The sequence below is a fragment of the Pseudomonas sp. MLB6B genome, assembly GCF_054508135.1.
Genome location: NZ_CP199313.1, coordinates 4,152,616 through 4,167,545 on the forward strand (window position 1 = coordinate 4,152,616; position 14,930 = coordinate 4,167,545).

At 62.9% G+C, this 14,930-nt stretch carries 9 protein-coding genes and 1 pseudogene; 5 read left to right on the forward strand and 5 right to left on the reverse strand.

Annotated elements, in window-relative coordinates; all coding sequences use genetic code 11:
• Positions 1–188 precede the first annotated feature (188 nt).
• Together fadD1 and fadD2 are read right to left on the reverse strand one after the other, a co-directional pair.
• A complete protein-coding gene (gene fadD1 / locus ACSMEV_RS18375) occupies positions 189–1,886 on the reverse strand; it encodes a long-chain-fatty-acid--CoA ligase FadD1 (protein WP_459206415.1) in 1,698 nt (565 codons plus the stop codon).
• 292 nt (positions 1,887–2,178) lie between these two features.
• Positions 2,179–3,867: a long-chain-fatty-acid--CoA ligase FadD2 gene (fadD2, locus tag ACSMEV_RS18380; RefSeq protein WP_459206416.1), complete on the reverse strand. Its 1,689-nt coding sequence runs from the start codon at positions 3,865–3,867 to the stop codon at positions 2,179–2,181.
• 392 nt (positions 3,868–4,259) lie between these two features.
• Between fadD2 and ACSMEV_RS18385 the strand changes: the two genes are divergently transcribed.
• From ACSMEV_RS18385 to ACSMEV_RS18405, 5 genes are all read left to right on the forward strand, one after another.
• Complete coding sequence (locus ACSMEV_RS18385; protein ID WP_296268982.1) at positions 4,260–4,730, forward strand: MaoC family dehydratase; 471 nt, start codon at positions 4,260–4,262, stop codon at positions 4,728–4,730.
• Between the two features lie 105 nt (positions 4,731–4,835).
• Positions 4,836–5,546 carry a 4'-phosphopantetheinyl transferase family protein gene (locus ACSMEV_RS18390; RefSeq protein WP_459206417.1) on the forward strand — a complete coding sequence of 237 codons (711 nt, stop codon included), beginning with the start codon at positions 4,836–4,838 and terminating at the stop codon, positions 5,544–5,546.
• A 616-nt stretch (positions 5,547–6,162) separates the two neighbouring features.
• Positions 6,163–9,042, forward strand: coding sequence for a ribonucleoside-diphosphate reductase subunit alpha (locus ACSMEV_RS18395; protein WP_459206418.1), 2,880 nt, complete (start codon positions 6,163–6,165; stop codon positions 9,040–9,042).
• A 324-nt stretch (positions 9,043–9,366) separates the two neighbouring features.
• Positions 9,367–10,617 (forward strand): ribonucleotide-diphosphate reductase subunit beta, encoded by a 1,251-nt coding sequence (locus tag ACSMEV_RS18400; protein WP_459206419.1) that lies wholly within the window; start codon positions 9,367–9,369, stop codon positions 10,615–10,617.
• 221 nt (positions 10,618–10,838) lie between these two features.
• On the forward strand, positions 10,839–11,315 hold the full coding sequence (locus ACSMEV_RS18405; RefSeq protein WP_459206420.1) for a hypothetical protein: 477 nt from the start codon (positions 10,839–10,841) through the stop codon (positions 11,313–11,315).
• Between the two features lie 514 nt (positions 11,316–11,829).
• On the opposite strand, the gene ACSMEV_RS18410 is transcribed toward ACSMEV_RS18405, so the two are convergent.
• The 3 genes and pseudogenes from ACSMEV_RS18410 to ACSMEV_RS18420 form a co-directional block, all read right to left on the reverse strand.
• Positions 11,830–12,303, reverse strand: coding sequence for a hypothetical protein (locus ACSMEV_RS18410; RefSeq protein ID WP_459206421.1), 474 nt, complete (start codon positions 12,301–12,303; stop codon positions 11,830–11,832).
• A 481-nt stretch (positions 12,304–12,784) separates the two neighbouring features.
• Positions 12,785–13,771: an asparaginase gene (locus ACSMEV_RS18415; RefSeq protein ID WP_459206422.1), complete on the reverse strand. Its 987-nt coding sequence runs from the start codon at positions 13,769–13,771 to the stop codon at positions 12,785–12,787.
• Positions 13,768–14,922 (reverse strand): annotated as a pseudogene (locus ACSMEV_RS18420) (hypothetical protein). The gene ACSMEV_RS18415 and the pseudogene ACSMEV_RS18420 overlap by 4 nt, the downstream one beginning before the upstream one ends.
• Positions 14,923–14,930: the final 8 nt, after the last annotated feature.

Genomic DNA, 14,930 nt, shown 5'->3' on the forward strand with positions numbered 1-14,930 from the left:
AGCAGGGCTGGCCTGTCTGGGCATGATCGGCATTCATAGGGGCGCGATTGTCGCAGATTTGTGCCTGTTCGGCACGGCGCGGGCTGTTGAGGCAGGCGGGGGGTCGTGGTTCGGCGGATTGCCGACGAAGGCCCAGCGAGGGCCTTCGTCGGTGCAGGGTGGCGGCGTCGTTGCGAGCGCCGGCCAGGTCAGGCGCTTTTCTTGATGCCGAGCTTCTTCAGCTCTTCGTCGCGCAGCTCGCGGCGCAGGATCTTGCCGACGTTGGTGGTGGGCAGCGAATCGCGGAACTCGATCTGCCGCGCGACCTTGTAGCCGGTGAGGTTGGCGCGCATGTGCTCGGTCACCTGCTCCTTGGTCAAGGTGGTGCCGGGTTTGAGCACCAGGAACACCTTGATCACTTCGCCGGACTTTTCGTCCGGTATGCCGATGGCGGCGCACTGCACCACGCCCGGCAGGCCGGCCAACACGTCTTCGATCTCGTTGGGGTACACGTTGAAGCCCGACACCAGGATCATGTCTTTCTTGCGGTCGACGATGCGCATGTAGCCGTCGGGCTGGATCAGGGCGATGTCGCCGGTCTTCAGCCAGCCTTGGTCGTCGAGGATTTCCGCCGTGGCTTCTTCGCGCTGCCAGTAACCTTTCATGACCTGCGGGCCCTTGACGCACAGTTCGCCGACTTCGCCCAGCGGCAGCTCGGCGCCGCTGTCGTCGATGACCTTGCACAGGGTCGACGGCACGGGAATGCCGATAGTGCCGATCTGGATGGCCTGTACCGGGTTGACCGTGGCGACCGGGCTGGTCTCGGTCATGCCGTAGCCTTCGCAGATGGCGCAGCCGGTGACCGCCTTCCAGCGTTCGGCCACGCTCAATTGCAAGGCCATGCCGCCCGACAGGGTGACTTTCAACGCTGAGAAGTCCAGATTGCGGAAGCCTTCGTGGTTGCACAGCGCCACGAACAGGGTGTTGAGCCCCACGAAGCCGCTGAACTTCCACTTGCGCAGTTCCTTGACCACCGCCGGCAGGTCGCGGGGGTTGCTGATCAGCACGTTGTGGTTGCCGATCAGCATCATGGCCATGCAATGGAAGGTGAACGCATAGATGTGGTACAGCGGCAGCGGCGTGATGAGGATTTCGCAACCTTCCTTGAGGTTGGCCCCCATCAAGGCGCGGCATTGCAGCATGTTGGCCACCAGGTTGCGGTGGGTCAGCATCGCGCCTTTCGCCACGCCGGTGGTGCCGCCGGTGTATTGCAGCACGGCGACGTCGTCCGCGGCCGGGCTGACTTCGACGACCGCCTGGCCACGGCCCTTGGCCAGGGCGTCATTGAAGCGCACCGCCTGGCGCAGGTGATAGGCCGGCACCATCTTCTTCACGTACTTGATGACGCTGTTGATCAGCAGGCGCTTGAGTGGCGGCAGCAGGTCGGCCACTTCGGTGACGATGACGTGCTTGACGGCGGTCTTGGGCACCACCTTTTCCGCCAGGTGCGCCATGTTCGCCAGGCACACCAGCGCCTTGGCACCGGAGTCCTTGAACTGGTGCTCCATTTCCCGCGCGGTGTACAGCGGGTTGGTGTTGACCACGATCAGGCCGGCGCGCAGGGCGCCGAACACTGCGACCGGGTACTGCAGAACGTTGGGCAGTTGCACGGCGATGCGATCGCCGGGCTGCAGGTCGGTGTGCTGCTGGAGCCAGGCGGCGAACTGGCCGGACAGGGCATAGAGCTCGCCGTAGGTCAGGGTCTTGCCGAAGTTGCTGAACGCCGGTTTGTCGGCGAAGCGCTGGCAGGATTGCTTGAGGACCGTCTGGACGTTGGGAAATTCGTCAGGATCGATCTCGGCCGCGATGCCGGCCGGATACTTGTCCTTCCAGAAATGTTCGATCATGGAGCCCCACTCCTTTAGCAACAGCGAATTCTCGCGCATTCATGCACTTATTATTGGGAGGCGATGACGGCTGACTGCAACCGGAGCATCGAAAGCGCGCCGAGAGTATCAGCTTTGCCAAGGAGCGACCACATTCGGGCGAGGGCCAATCGGTCATTAAAAGGACTTATTTGCGCATATCAGTCACACCACAAAAAGCGGTGCGTGCGTTTCGTTGGCGCGCCGTAACCCGCGGGCCAGTGCCGCTGCCAGCCTATCCGGCACTGGCCCGTAGGCTTTTTCGATTCGGCACTCAAGCCGAGTCGCGTAGTTCGCGGCGCAGGATCTTGCCCACTGGGGTCATGGGCAGTGCCTCACGTACCACGATCTGTCGCGGCACTTTGTAGGCGGTGAGATTGGCCTTGCAGTAGGCCTTGAGGTCTTCGACATCGACACCGCCTTCGCGCGCCACCACGAACAGCTTCACCGCCTCGCCGGTGCGCTCGTCGGCCACGCCGATGGCGGCGCAGTTGGCCACCTGCGGGTGGCCCATGACCACTTCCTCGACTTCGTTGGGGTACACGTTGAAGCCCGAGACGATGATCATGTCTTTCTTGCGGTCGACGATGCGGGTGAAGCCGTCCGGGTCGATCACGGCGATGTCGCCGGTCTTGAGCCAGCCGTCGGCGTCGAGCGTGTCGGCCGTGGCCGCTGGCTGTTGCCAGTAGCCTTTCATCACCTGCGGCCCCTGGATGCACAGCTCGCCTGGCGAGCCCAGGGGTTGCTCGTGGCCTTGTTCGTCGATCACCTTGAACGCGGTGCCCACCACAGGCACCCCCACCGTGCCGAGACGGGCCATCTGCCCGTAGGGGTTGGTGCTGGCCACGGGTGAGGTTTCGGTGAGGCCGTAGCCTTCGACGATGCGGCAACCGGTCACCTGCTCCCACCGCTCGGCGGTGGCCTTGACCAACGCCGTACCGCCGGAGTTGGTCACTTTCAGGGCGGAGAAGTCCAGCGACTTGAAATCGGGGTGGTCCATCAGCGCGACGAACAGCGTATTCAGCCCCAGCAGCGCCGAGAAACGCCACTTGCCCAGTTCCTTGACGAAGGCGGGAATGTCGCGCGGGTTGGAGATCAGCACGTTGTGGTTGCCGGTGGCGACCATGCACATGCAGTTCGCGGTGAAGGCATAGATGTGGTACAGCGGCAGCGGCGCGATCATCACCTCGCGGCCTTCCTCGATCATCGGCTGGCCGTCGGCGCCGTGCTGAGAGAAGCAGGCCAGCACTTGCAGCATGTTGGCGACCAGGTTGCCGTGGGTCAGCATGGCGCCCTTGGCCGGGCCTGTGGTGCCGCCGGTGTATTGCAGCACGGCGATGTCGGCCTGGGTCTGCGGGATGGGCGTGTGGCGCAGGCGGCGCCCGTCGCGCAGCACCTGTTTGAAGGGCAGTGCCTGGGGCAGCTGGTAGACCGGCACCTTCTTCTTCACCTTGTCCACCAGCAGGTTGACCAGCCAACCCTTGGCGCTGGGCAGCAGATCACCGAGCTTGGCTTCGATCAGGTACTCGATGCCGCAGTCGGCCTGCACCTCCTGTACCCGGTCACCGAAGAGGTTCAGGTACACCAGGGCGCGCGCGTCGGCGTCGCGGAACTGGTGGCGCATTTCCCGGGCGGTGTACAGCGGGTTGGTGTTGACCACCACCAACCCCGCGCGCATGGCGCCGAACACGGCGATCGGATACTGCAGCACGTTGGGCAGTTGCACCGCGATGCGGTCGCCGGGCTTGAGCGAGGTGTTCTGCTGCAGCCAGGCTGCGAAGGCTGCGCTGTGCCGGTCGAGGTCGGCGTAACTCAGGGTGAGCCCCAGGTTGCTGAAGGCCGGCCGGTCGGCGAAGCGCTGGCAGGCGTGTTCGAAGACCTCTACCACAGAGGCGTAGCGGGTGGTGTCGAGGGTAGTGGGTACACCTGCCGGACGTTTGTCGCTCCAGAAGTCGGCGTGCATTTATTGTTGTTCCTTTGCCTGGACGGGGATGTCGGTTGGCCAGGGGCCTGCCCCTGGCGGCGCCGAGCCCGTGTAGCCGGCCCGGCACCCATCGACGTTAGCAGTTGCCTGCCCGGCTGGCGCTGGCCATTAACATCGTGAATCGTATTTTCCCAGGGCAGCCTATTCTGAAGCTTCGCCCACGTGGCCAGACCAAATTTCACCACTGCACACCGCGCATTTTTCCAACGCTCACCGCTGTGTCAGGTTCGAGCGAACGCAGCGGTTGGTCGAGGAAATCAATCGCAAACCACCAACCGCCGATATACTGGCGGGCTTGAACGCGCGCTGGTACTCGGTCGACCTGCGCGCATAGCCCTCTTCGTTTTCCCGACCGCCGTTAAGGAACCCCGATGACCCAGGTCAGCAACACGCCCTACGAAGCCCTCGAAGTCGGCCAGACCGCCAGCTACGAGAAGTCCGTCGAAGAACGCGACATCCAGCTGTTCGCGGCCATGTCCGGCGACCATAACCCCGTGCACCTGGACGCCGAATTCGCCGCCAAGAGCATGTTCCGCGAGCGCATCGCCCATGGCATGTTCAGCGGTGCGCTGATCAGTGCTGCCGTAGCCTGCACCCTGCCCGGTCCCGGCACCATCTACCTGGGCCAGAAGATGAGCTTCCAGAAGCCGGTGAAAATCGGCGACACCCTCACCGTGCGTCTGGAAATCCTCGAGAAGCTGCCGAAATTCAAGGTCCGCATCGCCACCAATGTCTATAACCAGAACGACGAACTGGTGGTCGAAGGCGAAGCCGAAATCCTCGCGCCGCGCAAGCAGCAGACCGTCGAACTGGTGTCGCCGCCGAACTTCGTCGCCGGCTGAATCGTTGCCCGTACGCGCCTTGTAACAGGCTCATGAGCCGCCCTGGATTGCATGGGAGGTGCGCTTGGCGCACCGCCATGAGCCGCTTTTCCCGGATGTGACCCGATGCCCGCACTGCCACCGCAGCCCGCCTGCTGCGACCCGATCCAGTTCCACTGGCCCCTGCCGCGACCCGTGCCCGGCGCGGTATTGGCCAGTTGCGCCTTCGACCCGTCGCGGCTGGCGACCGACGACTTCCAGCGCGCGGGCATCGAGCAGACGGCAGCCCTGCAACGCTCGGTGGCCAAGCGCCAGGCCGAATACCTGGCCGGCCGCACCTGTGCCCGCGCAGCCTTGCAGCGCCTCGATGGCCGCGTTTATGTGCCGGCCACGCACACCGACCGCTCCCCGGTCTGGCCAGCCGGCATCCACGGTTCGATCACCCACGGCAAGGGTTGGGCCGCGGCGGTGGTGGTGGCCGACGGCGCTTGCCAGGGCATCGGCCTGGACCAGGAATGCCTGCTCGACGACGAGCGCGCCCAGCGCCTGGCCGCAGAGATTCTGACTCCGGCCGAACTGCAGCGCCTCGACCCGACACAGATCGGGCTGACGGTGACGCTGACCTTCTCCCTCAAGGAAAGCCTGTTCAAGACGCTCTACCCCCTCACCCGGCAGCGCTTCTACTTCGAACATGCCGAAATAGTGGAGTGGTCGCCGGCAGGCACGGCGCGGCTGCGGCTGCTGACGGATCTGTCGCCGCGCTGGCGAAATGGCGTAGAACTGGAAGGACAATTCCGCTTGACCGACAAGCATCTTTTGAGCCTGGTCAGCGTTTGAAATAGCTGCAGCTGGACGGGCGGTCGCAAGCAATTTATGTGCTGAAAATCAACCGCAAAATTTCTTGCCTGCGTCGCTGTGTCCTGAAAAACGCCGCAACCTGCTTGGGACAAGGCCTACAGCGAATAACGAGATTTCACGCACACTGTACCCACAACTTATCCACAGGCGGCTCGCCTTGCAAAGGGTCCAAGACCGCATTATCTTGTATCGCATTCGCGGCCAACCACTACATGTTGGGTTTTGCGCCCGATCGCAAACACAAGTCCGAACAAGAATTCAAATGCTTTTTTGTGCGGAACTTCAAGCGGTATCAGCAGACAAATCGCTCCTGCAGAGGTGACCGAAGCAGCCCACCAGGGCCCCGTCCGGTCATAGGTGCTCAAGCTTTCGCCAAGCACCAGACGGCAATGGGTTACGGGCCTGCCCGCAACCTTTGACTTCGGCCAGGGAGCGGCATTCGTCTGCCCTAATTCCTGAGTCTGTCCCGGAGTCGGCACGCCCGAACGAGCGAACGCGCGCGTCGTATCGTTGTTCGGCGGTTAATAACGTGGACAGTACCGGTGGGCGCCCACAAGGCGCCCGAACACTATAGAAACTGTGGAGACACCCACCGATGCAAACCGACACAACTCGCGAGAACCTGCAGACGACGCTGCCACAGGGCGCCGCTTCCAACCAGGATCTGGCCGCCACTGCGCCCGGCCAACTGCGCGTGATCAAGCGTAACGGCACTGTCGTCCCGTACACCGACGACAAGATCACCGTAGCCATCACCAAGGCGTTTCTCGCAGTTGAAGGCGGCGCCGCCGCCGCCTCGTCGCGCATCCACGACACCGTTGCGCGCCTGACCGAACAGGTCACCGCCACCTTCAAGCGTCGCATGCCCTCGGGCGGCACCATCCACATCGAAGAGATCCAGGACCAGGTCGAACTGGCCCTGATGCGCGCCGGCGAGCAGAAAGTCGCCCGCGACTACGTCATCTACCGCGACCAGCGCGCCAAGGAGCGGGCCACCCGCGCCAACGCCGACACCGTGGTCGAGCCGCACCCGACCATCCGCATCTCCCTGGCCGACGGCAGCAAGGCGCCGCTGGACATGACTCGCCTGAACACCATCATCAGCGAAGCCTGCGAAGGTCTGGCCGAAGTCGATGGCGATCTGATCCAGCGCGAAACCCTGAAGAACCTGTACGACGGCGTCGCGCTGAAAGACGTCAACACCGCTCTGGTGATGACCGCCCGTACCCTGGTCGAGCGCGAGCCGAACTACTCCTTCGTCACCGCCCGCCTGCTGATGGACACCCTGCGCGCCGAAGGCCTGGGCTTCCTGGAAGTGGCCGACAGCGCCACCCACCACGAGATGGCCGAGCTGTACGCCAAGGCCCTGCCCGCCTACATCGCCAAGGGCGTCGAATTCGAACTGCTCAACCCGGCGCTGAAAGACTTCGACCTCGAGCGTCTGGGCCAGGCCATCGATCACGAGCGCGACCAGCAGTTCACCTACCTGGGCCTGCAGACCCTCTACGACCGTTACTTCATCCACAAGGACGGCGTACGTTTCGAGCTGCCGCAAGTGTTCTTCATGCGTGTGGCCATGGGCCTGGCGCTGGAAGAAAAAGACAAAGAAGCCCGCGCCATCGAGTTCTACAACTTGCTGTCGTCGTTCGACTACATGGCCTCGACCCCGACCTTGTTCAACGCCGGCACCCTGCGCCCGCAACTGTCGAGCTGCTACCTGACCACCGTGCCGGACGACCTGTCGGGCATCTACCACGCGATCCACGACAACGCCATGCTGTCGAAATTCGCCGGTGGCCTGGGCAACGACTGGACCCCGGTGCGCGCGCTGGGCTCCTACATCAAGGGCACCAACGGCAAGTCCCAGGGCGTCGTGCCCTTCCTGAAAGTGGTCAACGACACCGCCGTCGCGGTCAACCAGGGCGGCAAGCGCAAGGGCGCGGTCTGTGCCTACCTGGAAACCTGGCACCTGGACATCGAAGAGTTCATCGAGCTGCGCAAGAACACCGGTGACGACCGCCGTCGTACCCACGACATGAACACCGCCAACTGGATCCCCGACCTGTTCATGAAGCGCGTCTTCGACGACGGCCAGTGGACTCTGTTCTCGCCGAGCGAAGTGCCCGATCTGCACGACCTCACCGGCAAGGCCTTCGAAGAGCGCTACGAGTACTACGAAGCCCTGACCGAGTACAACAAGATCAAGGTGTTCAAGACCATCCAGGCCAAAGACCTGTGGCGCAAGATGCTGTCGATGCTGTTCGAGACCGGCCACCCGTGGCTGACCTTCAAGGACCCGTGCAACCTGCGCTCGCCGCAGCAGCACGTGGGCGTAGTGCACAGCTCCAACCTGTGCACCGAAATCACCTTGAACACCAACAAGGACGAGATCGCGGTCTGCAACCTGGGCTCGATCAACCTGCCGAACCACATCACCGACGGCAAGCTCGACACCGCCAAGCTGCAACGCACCGTGAACACCGCCGTGCGCATGCTCGACAACGTGATCGACATCAACTACTACTCGGTGCCGCAAGCGCGCAACTCGAACTTCAAGCACCGCCCGGTGGGCCTGGGCATCATGGGCTTCCAGGACGCGCTGTACCTGCAGCACATCGCCTACGGCTCCGACGCCGCGGTCGAATTCGCCGACAAGTCGATGGAAGCGGTCAGCTACTTCGCCATCCAGGCCTCCTGCGACCTGGCCGACGAGCGCGGCGCCTACGAGACGTTCCAGGGTTCGCTGTGGTCCAAAGGCATTCTGCCGCTGGATTCGCAACAGATCCTGATCGAAGCCCGCGGCCAGAAGTACATCGACGTCAACCTGGAAGAGACCCTGGACTGGGCGCCGGTGCGTGCCCGCGTACAGAAAGGCATCCGTAACTCGAACATCATGGCCATCGCGCCGACCGCGACCATCGCCAACATCACCGGCGTGTCGCAGTCCATCGAGCCGACCTACCAGAACCTGTACGTGAAATCGAACCTGTCGGGCGAGTTCACCGTGATCAACCCGTACCTGGTGCGCGATCTGAAAGCGCGCGGCCTGTGGGACGCGGTCATGATCAACGACCTGAAGTACTACGACGGTTCGGTGCAGCAGATCGAGCGCATTCCGCAGGAACTCAAAGACCTGTACGCCACTGCGTTCGAAGTCGAGACCAAGTGGATCGTCGATGCCGCCAGCCGTCGCCAGAAGTGGATCGACCAGGCGCAGTCGCTGAACCTGTACATCGCCGGCGCCTCGGGCAAAAAGCTCGACGTGACCTACCGCATGGCCTGGTACCGCGGTCTGAAGACCACCTACTACCTCCGTGCCCTGGCCGCGACCAGCACCGAGAAGTCGACCATCAACACCGGCAAGCTCAACGCCGTGTCCAGCGGCGGCGACAGCGCCCCGGCCCAGGCCGCCGGCCCTGCCCCGGTACCGAAGGCTTGCGCCATCGACGAGCCGGATTGCGAAGCCTGCCAATAAGGCCGGACGCCGCGCAGTGGTCCGTGTAGGAGCGGCTTCAGCCGCGATGGCCTGCACAGCAGCCCCAACAGCTGTAGCCGCAGTTTCCCTGAGGCTACAGCTGCACGGCACCGCCGCCCTTTGCGGCTAAAGCTACGGATCATGGACGCAACGCCTCGTGCACCAGCACCACCCAACACAACAAACCGAGGCCTAGCCGCCTCGGCTGCCCCACACCGGGCTTACCTGATTTGCGTGCACTGCCTCACCCCGACAAAGGGTCAGGAACCGCATCCCCTTTCAACGGCCCTACCTGCATAGGGCCATCAAGCCGGAGCATTCACCATGCTGAGCTGGGACGAATTCGATAAAGAAGACGGCGAAGTCGCCGCCAAGACCGCCACCCCGAGCCAGGCCGCCGCGACCGCGAACCTCGACCGCCTCGACAGCGCCGGCGACGCCGCCGCCCAGGAAGCCCGCGCCGCCACCGCCGCCGACTCCGACGCGGTCAAGCGCGCCAAGGCGTCGCTGAACGACCTCGACGTCGCCGAAGGCCTGGCCGAGCTGGAAGGCTCCGCCGCCCGCGTCGCGGTCGACGAAAAGCGCATGATCAACTGCCGCGCCGACCTCAACCAGCTCGTGCCTTTCAAGTACGACTGGGCCTGGCAGAAGTACCTCGACGGCTGCGCCAACCACTGGATGCCGCAAGAGGTCAACATGACCGCCGACATCGCCTTGTGGAAGAGCCAGGACGGCCTGACCGAAGACGAACGCCGCATCGTCATGCGTAACCTGGGCTTCTTCTCCACCGCCGACTCCCTGGTCGCCAACAACCTGGCCCTGGCCGTGTACCGCCTGATCACCAACCCCGAGTGCCGCCAGTACATCCTGCGCCAGGCGTTCGAGGAAGCGATCCACACCCACGCCTACCAGTACTGCATCGAATCGCTGGGCATGGACGAAGGCGAGATCTTCAACATGTACCACGAGATCCCGTCAGTCGCGAAAAAGGCCGCCTGGGGCCTGAAGTACACCCGCGCCATCTCCGACCCGGAATTCAACACCGGCACCCCGGAAACCGACAAGGAACTGCTGCGTAACCTGATCGGTTACTACTGCGTACTGGAAGGCATCTTCTTCTACTGCGGCTTCACCCAGATCCTGTCGATGGGCCGCCGCAACAAGATGACCGGCGTCGCCGAGCAGTTCCAGTACATCCTGCGCGACGAGTCGATGCACCTGAACTTCGGCATCGACGTGATCAACCAGATCAAGATCGAGAACCCGCACCTGTGGGATTCGGCGATGAAAGACGAAGCCACGCAGATGATCCTGCAAGGCACTCAGCTGGAGATCGAATACGCACGCGACACCATGCCGCGCGGTGTGCTGGGCATGAACGCGGCGATGATGGAGGACTACCTCAAGTTCATCGCGAACCGTCGTCTGACGCAGATTGGTTTGAAGGAAGAGTACCCAGGGACGACCAACCCGTTCCCATGGATGAGCGAGATCATGGACTTGAAGAAGGAGAAGAACTTCTTCGAGACGCGGGTGATCGAGTATCAGACCGGTGGGGCGTTGAGCTGGGATTGATCGTCCGGGCTTGAACTGGAAGGGCTGCCATTTGGCGGCCCTTTTTATTGCTCGGGGTACACTTCCAAGGAAAGGCTGGGAAGCGCAATTCGAGCAACGGTCACAGCGACGACCCGTCTCATCCAGTCCATCTGCGCCTGATATTTTTGTCAGTATTCAATTCCACACTATCGCTTTACCGTATCGGCAACTGTAGTCGACAACGACGGAGCGAGCCCACCATGAGTCTCAACCTGCAATCAAGCGACCAAGCGCTTAATACGTTGATCAAGGACATCCTGTCCGACGAGACCGTCACGCTTCAGGAGTTTCGCGACATTCGAGATCAATCCGACACCATCATGGATGCCGAAAAGGCGGCATCGCCTGCCATCGCTGCAACCCTCTCGGATTTCCAGACCAAGGCCGATGCCCTGACCGACACATTGCAGAAGGTCGCGATTGCCATTCGTAAAAACAAAGTCGACATGGCGGCTTTTGAGAACATCAAAAAGGCAATCGAATATCAGCTGACCTATCTGGTCATGGCTTATGCCTCTTCGGTCGAGCGCTACAGCGTGCTCAAAACGGGCATAAATACGATGGCCGACAAGGCAGCGGCATTGAAGCGTGAGAACAACGAACGACTCGACGCTCAGTACGGTCAGTCGAGCCCTGGTGAGGCTTCAGGGACGACTCCGGATGCTGACAAAGGGTAATTCTTGCCCGAAGGGCTCGAACGGCCGTCAACCCGTCGGGCCCTGAGCTATACAGCGGGTGTATAAAACGGACAGTTTTGTCGGAATGGTCTCAAGGATCTTGAAAAACAAATCGCTCAATGCGCTGCACTAGGCGATTTGAGCCCACCGCCCTACCTGAGCACGTGCAAAACCCTTCGAGCAGCTATTCGATCCGCGCAGATGCCTTTAGCAAGTCTGACCGTGCTCGCGGCAACAGGTCCATGCCAGGGATATAACCGACGCTAGCGCTCGATCAGCTTGGGAGCCAGCACAGCCTCCAAGATAGCCACGCCCGCATGCCTCGACGTGTAAGTCGTCGAGACGGGTCTCATGAGCGTGCAGCTCTACAGAAGGGCTATCGAGGCATAAGCACGATGTACCAGTCAGACCGGTACCCAATACGCTACAGCCCCGGGAGGCCCATGGTGATGAACCCGGCAACCGGGGCGCATAGCCATGCTTGAGCAAAGCGCTTACCCGAAGTGTTATCCAACTAAGGTTTCGAACCTGCGCCTTCAGCCGGCGCTTCCACCCGATCCACCAACACCTGCTGCTGCGTCAGCAAATCCGTCAGCGCCACCTCTCGTTCGTTGAGCTGCGGGGTGATCATCACTGAGCGGATCAAGTGAAACGTCTCCCCTTCACGCACCTGAATGTTCTCGAACGTAACCACGATCGAATCGTTGCGCCAATCACCAATGTCGAATCCACCCGCGGCCAGGAACCTCTGGATATCGTGCTTATCGTTGAAGGTGTTCGCTGGCAGTATCAGCGGACGTCCATTGAGAAAGACCTGGTAGTACTGATGCGAACCGGCAGGAAAATTCTCTTCCACCACGTACTCGATTCGCCAGTGGTGCACGGTGTTCTCATACACCACGGTGCGCTGGGTCTGGTTACCGCTGCACGCGGCCACGATGGGCAGCACGAGCAGGCCAAGGCAGTTTCGGAGGGTGCGCAGGATCATGGGTTTGGCTTCGCTATCGTTGAACGTTGGAATGGACTGGCTTGAAAGCCTACGTGGGCTGAAGGCAGATGCGCAATTGATCGACCGCCCTGTCGCATTTACTGAACGGCTAAAGTCGTAAGGACCTTGCCGCACGGACCGGTTTATCGCTTACCATCCTCGGCAAAATCGAAGCCGATACGCAGCTACATGATCGCGTTGTGGGATCTGGGCGCGCTCGACGAGACGTTTCAGACGTGCCGATGGCCTCCCCCGCATCGTTTCGCCACGCAACATCGAGTGCGTCTCAAGCGAGGCTCGAGGGAGGATTTTTGATGGCCAGTCTTTACCTCTACAGGTAGTTGCCCGACAGCCACGGTATCTGATCAAGCCCAAACTGGTTCGAGAGCTGTTTGGCGGCGCCTCACAAATAGAGCGCCGCCGTCCCCTCCCTGGACAGGACAGGACAGGACAGGACAGGACAGGACAGATAGACCAGCACTTACCGCAACCATCCCTCCAACAACCCCACATTGCCGCAAGCCAACAGCAACCCCAGCAAAACCCGGCACTTTCGCGCGCACAAAGCCCCTGCCATGTGCACCCCACGCGCCTGGAGGTCTATCTCTCCCCCGACGAACCCATAACTCGACCTCGCCGTCGGCCCACTGCCAGTACGCGTGGCCACGACCACAGGCATCTGCGCCGCCAGCTCACCCAAGGCCTCGGCCCAGGCGTGCGACACATGCCCTGCCCCGAACCCCGCGATCACCACGCCGGCATAGCCCAGTTCCGGCAACGCCCACAGCAGGTCCGTATCCGCGCCAAGGCAGGCTTCGAGCAACGCTACGGGCGGTACCGGCCCGGTAGGCACCGGCAGCGGCGCACGCGCACGTGCCGGGCGGTAATAGTGCGCGACGCCTTCGATCACCATGCCCTCGGGCCCGACGCCGGACGAGTCGAACGCCGCCAGCGCCAGGCTGGCCGTTTTGCGCACCTGGCTGGCGTGGTGGATCGTGTCATTGAGCACCACCTGCACCCCTCGCCCACGGCTGCACTCGGCCAGGGCCACCTGCACCGCCGCCAGCAGGTTGCCCGGCCCGTCGGCGCCCGGCTGTTGCGCCGAGCGCATGGCGCCGGTCATCACCAATGGCGTAGCGCAGGGCCAGAGCAGGTCGAGAAGATAGGCCGTCTCCTCCAGCGTATCGGTGCCTTGGGTCAGCACCACGGCCCGCGCACCGGCCTCGACCTCGCGCTGCGCCCAGCTCAACGCATCGAGCAACGTCGGTACGTCCAGGGAGGCGCTGGGTTGCAGGCAGAGCGTGCGCGCCCGCACCTGTGCCAGGTCGGCGAGCTGCGGCACGCTGCGCAACAAGGCTTCACAGTCCAAGCTCGGCGTGACGCCCAGGCGCTCGCCGTCGGGCTGCATGCTGACCGTGCCGCCAAGGCTGCCGACCGACACCCAGGGCAGCGTGTTCGGCCGGCTCACCCTTCACCTCCGGGAAACGCCCAGGCCAATAGCGGCACCAAGGTCAAGGTGGTCAACGCCATCGACGACACGTTGCCGATGTAGCCGTGCATGTAGCTCGGCAAGCGCTAACTGATCGCTATCGCCAAGGGCGGTGCGAGCATGGCGCCCAGCAGCGCGCTGCCCACCACCACCTGCCAATGCCCGCCCACCGTCAGCACCGCAGCCGGCACCACCGACACGATCGGAATGTAGGTGGGGTACCAGCCGCGCGCCTGCCACTGCCTGCGCCACAGCAGCACACCGGTCAGCGAGGCAAGCGCCTGCCCGGCGATGATCTGCACGATCAGTTGCGAGCCGTAGGCCGGCGCGGCCGGGGTCCGCCACCAGGCCAGGAAGGCGCCGAGCAGCAAGCCGAGGCTGGCCAGTTCGTTGCCGAAGAAAGGCGCTTCGCTGAAATCGGCCAGCACGCGGCGCAAGGTCCAGCCGATGCCGTAACGCGGCGACGGTGCGGCGACGGTCACAGGCTCCGGTCGCAGGCCGCCGCTGACCAGCACCGGGCACCGCTTGCACAGCACGAACGCCACCACGCTCGCCACGGCCATGCCCAGCACGTTGCCGATCACTACCGGCAGGCCCAGCGGATAACACAGGTAGTTGACCAGCAGCAGGCTGGCAGGCGTCACCAGCAGCGCGCCCAACAGCGCGCCATTGAGCGCCACGCGCCAGCCGCCACCGAACATCAGTACCATGGCCGCCGGTAGCGAGACGAAGGCGACGAAGGTCGGCTGCCAGGTACCACCGTTCAATGTCCAGCCCCACAGCACGTGGCTGAACAGCAGGCCGAGCAAGGAACTGACGAACACCCAGGGCCAGAGCCCGGTGCCGTAACAGATGGCGAAGCCCTGCCAGTGGTACCCGCGCGTATTGGCCCAGTGGCCCAGGCAGGCACCCAACAGCAGCCCGAGCGCTGGCAACTCGTGTTTGTAGAACGCCACTTCGCTGATGTCGCCGAGTATCCAGCGCAGGCGGCTGACAGGTTGGTCCAGGGTGCTGGAAAGCGTGGCGTAATCGGGCCATTGCCCGGCCAACAGGCTGCCCAGCAACAGTATCGACAGCGCCACGAACAGCACCATGCTGGGGCTCACGACAGAAGAATCGGGACGGTTCATGTGGCCTC

Bases quoted from the DNA above. Each gene is read 5' to 3' on its own strand.
- ACSMEV_RS18385 (WP_296268982.1), top strand. From the start codon at position 4,260: ATGACCCAGGTCAGCAACACGCCCTACGAAGCCCTCGAAGTCGGCCAG.
- ACSMEV_RS18390 (WP_459206417.1), top strand. From the start codon at position 4,836: ATGCCCGCACTGCCACCGCAGCCCGCCTGCTGCGACCCGATCCAGTTC.
- ACSMEV_RS18405 (WP_459206420.1), top strand. From the start codon at position 10,839: ATGAGTCTCAACCTGCAATCAAGCGACCAAGCGCTTAATACGTTGATC.
- fadD1 (WP_459206415.1), bottom strand. From the start codon at position 1,886: ATGATCGAACATTTCTGGAAGGACAAGTATCCGGCCGGCATCGCGGCC.
- ACSMEV_RS18395 (WP_459206418.1), top strand. From the start codon at position 6,163: ATGCAAACCGACACAACTCGCGAGAACCTGCAGACGACGCTGCCACAG.
- ACSMEV_RS18410 (WP_459206421.1), bottom strand. From the start codon at position 12,303: ATGATCCTGCGCACCCTCCGAAACTGCCTTGGCCTGCTCGTGCTGCCC.
- fadD2 (WP_459206416.1), bottom strand. From the start codon at position 3,867: ATGCACGCCGACTTCTGGAGCGACAAACGTCCGGCAGGTGTACCCACT.
- ACSMEV_RS18400 (WP_459206419.1), top strand. From the start codon at position 9,367: ATGCTGAGCTGGGACGAATTCGATAAAGAAGACGGCGAAGTCGCCGCC.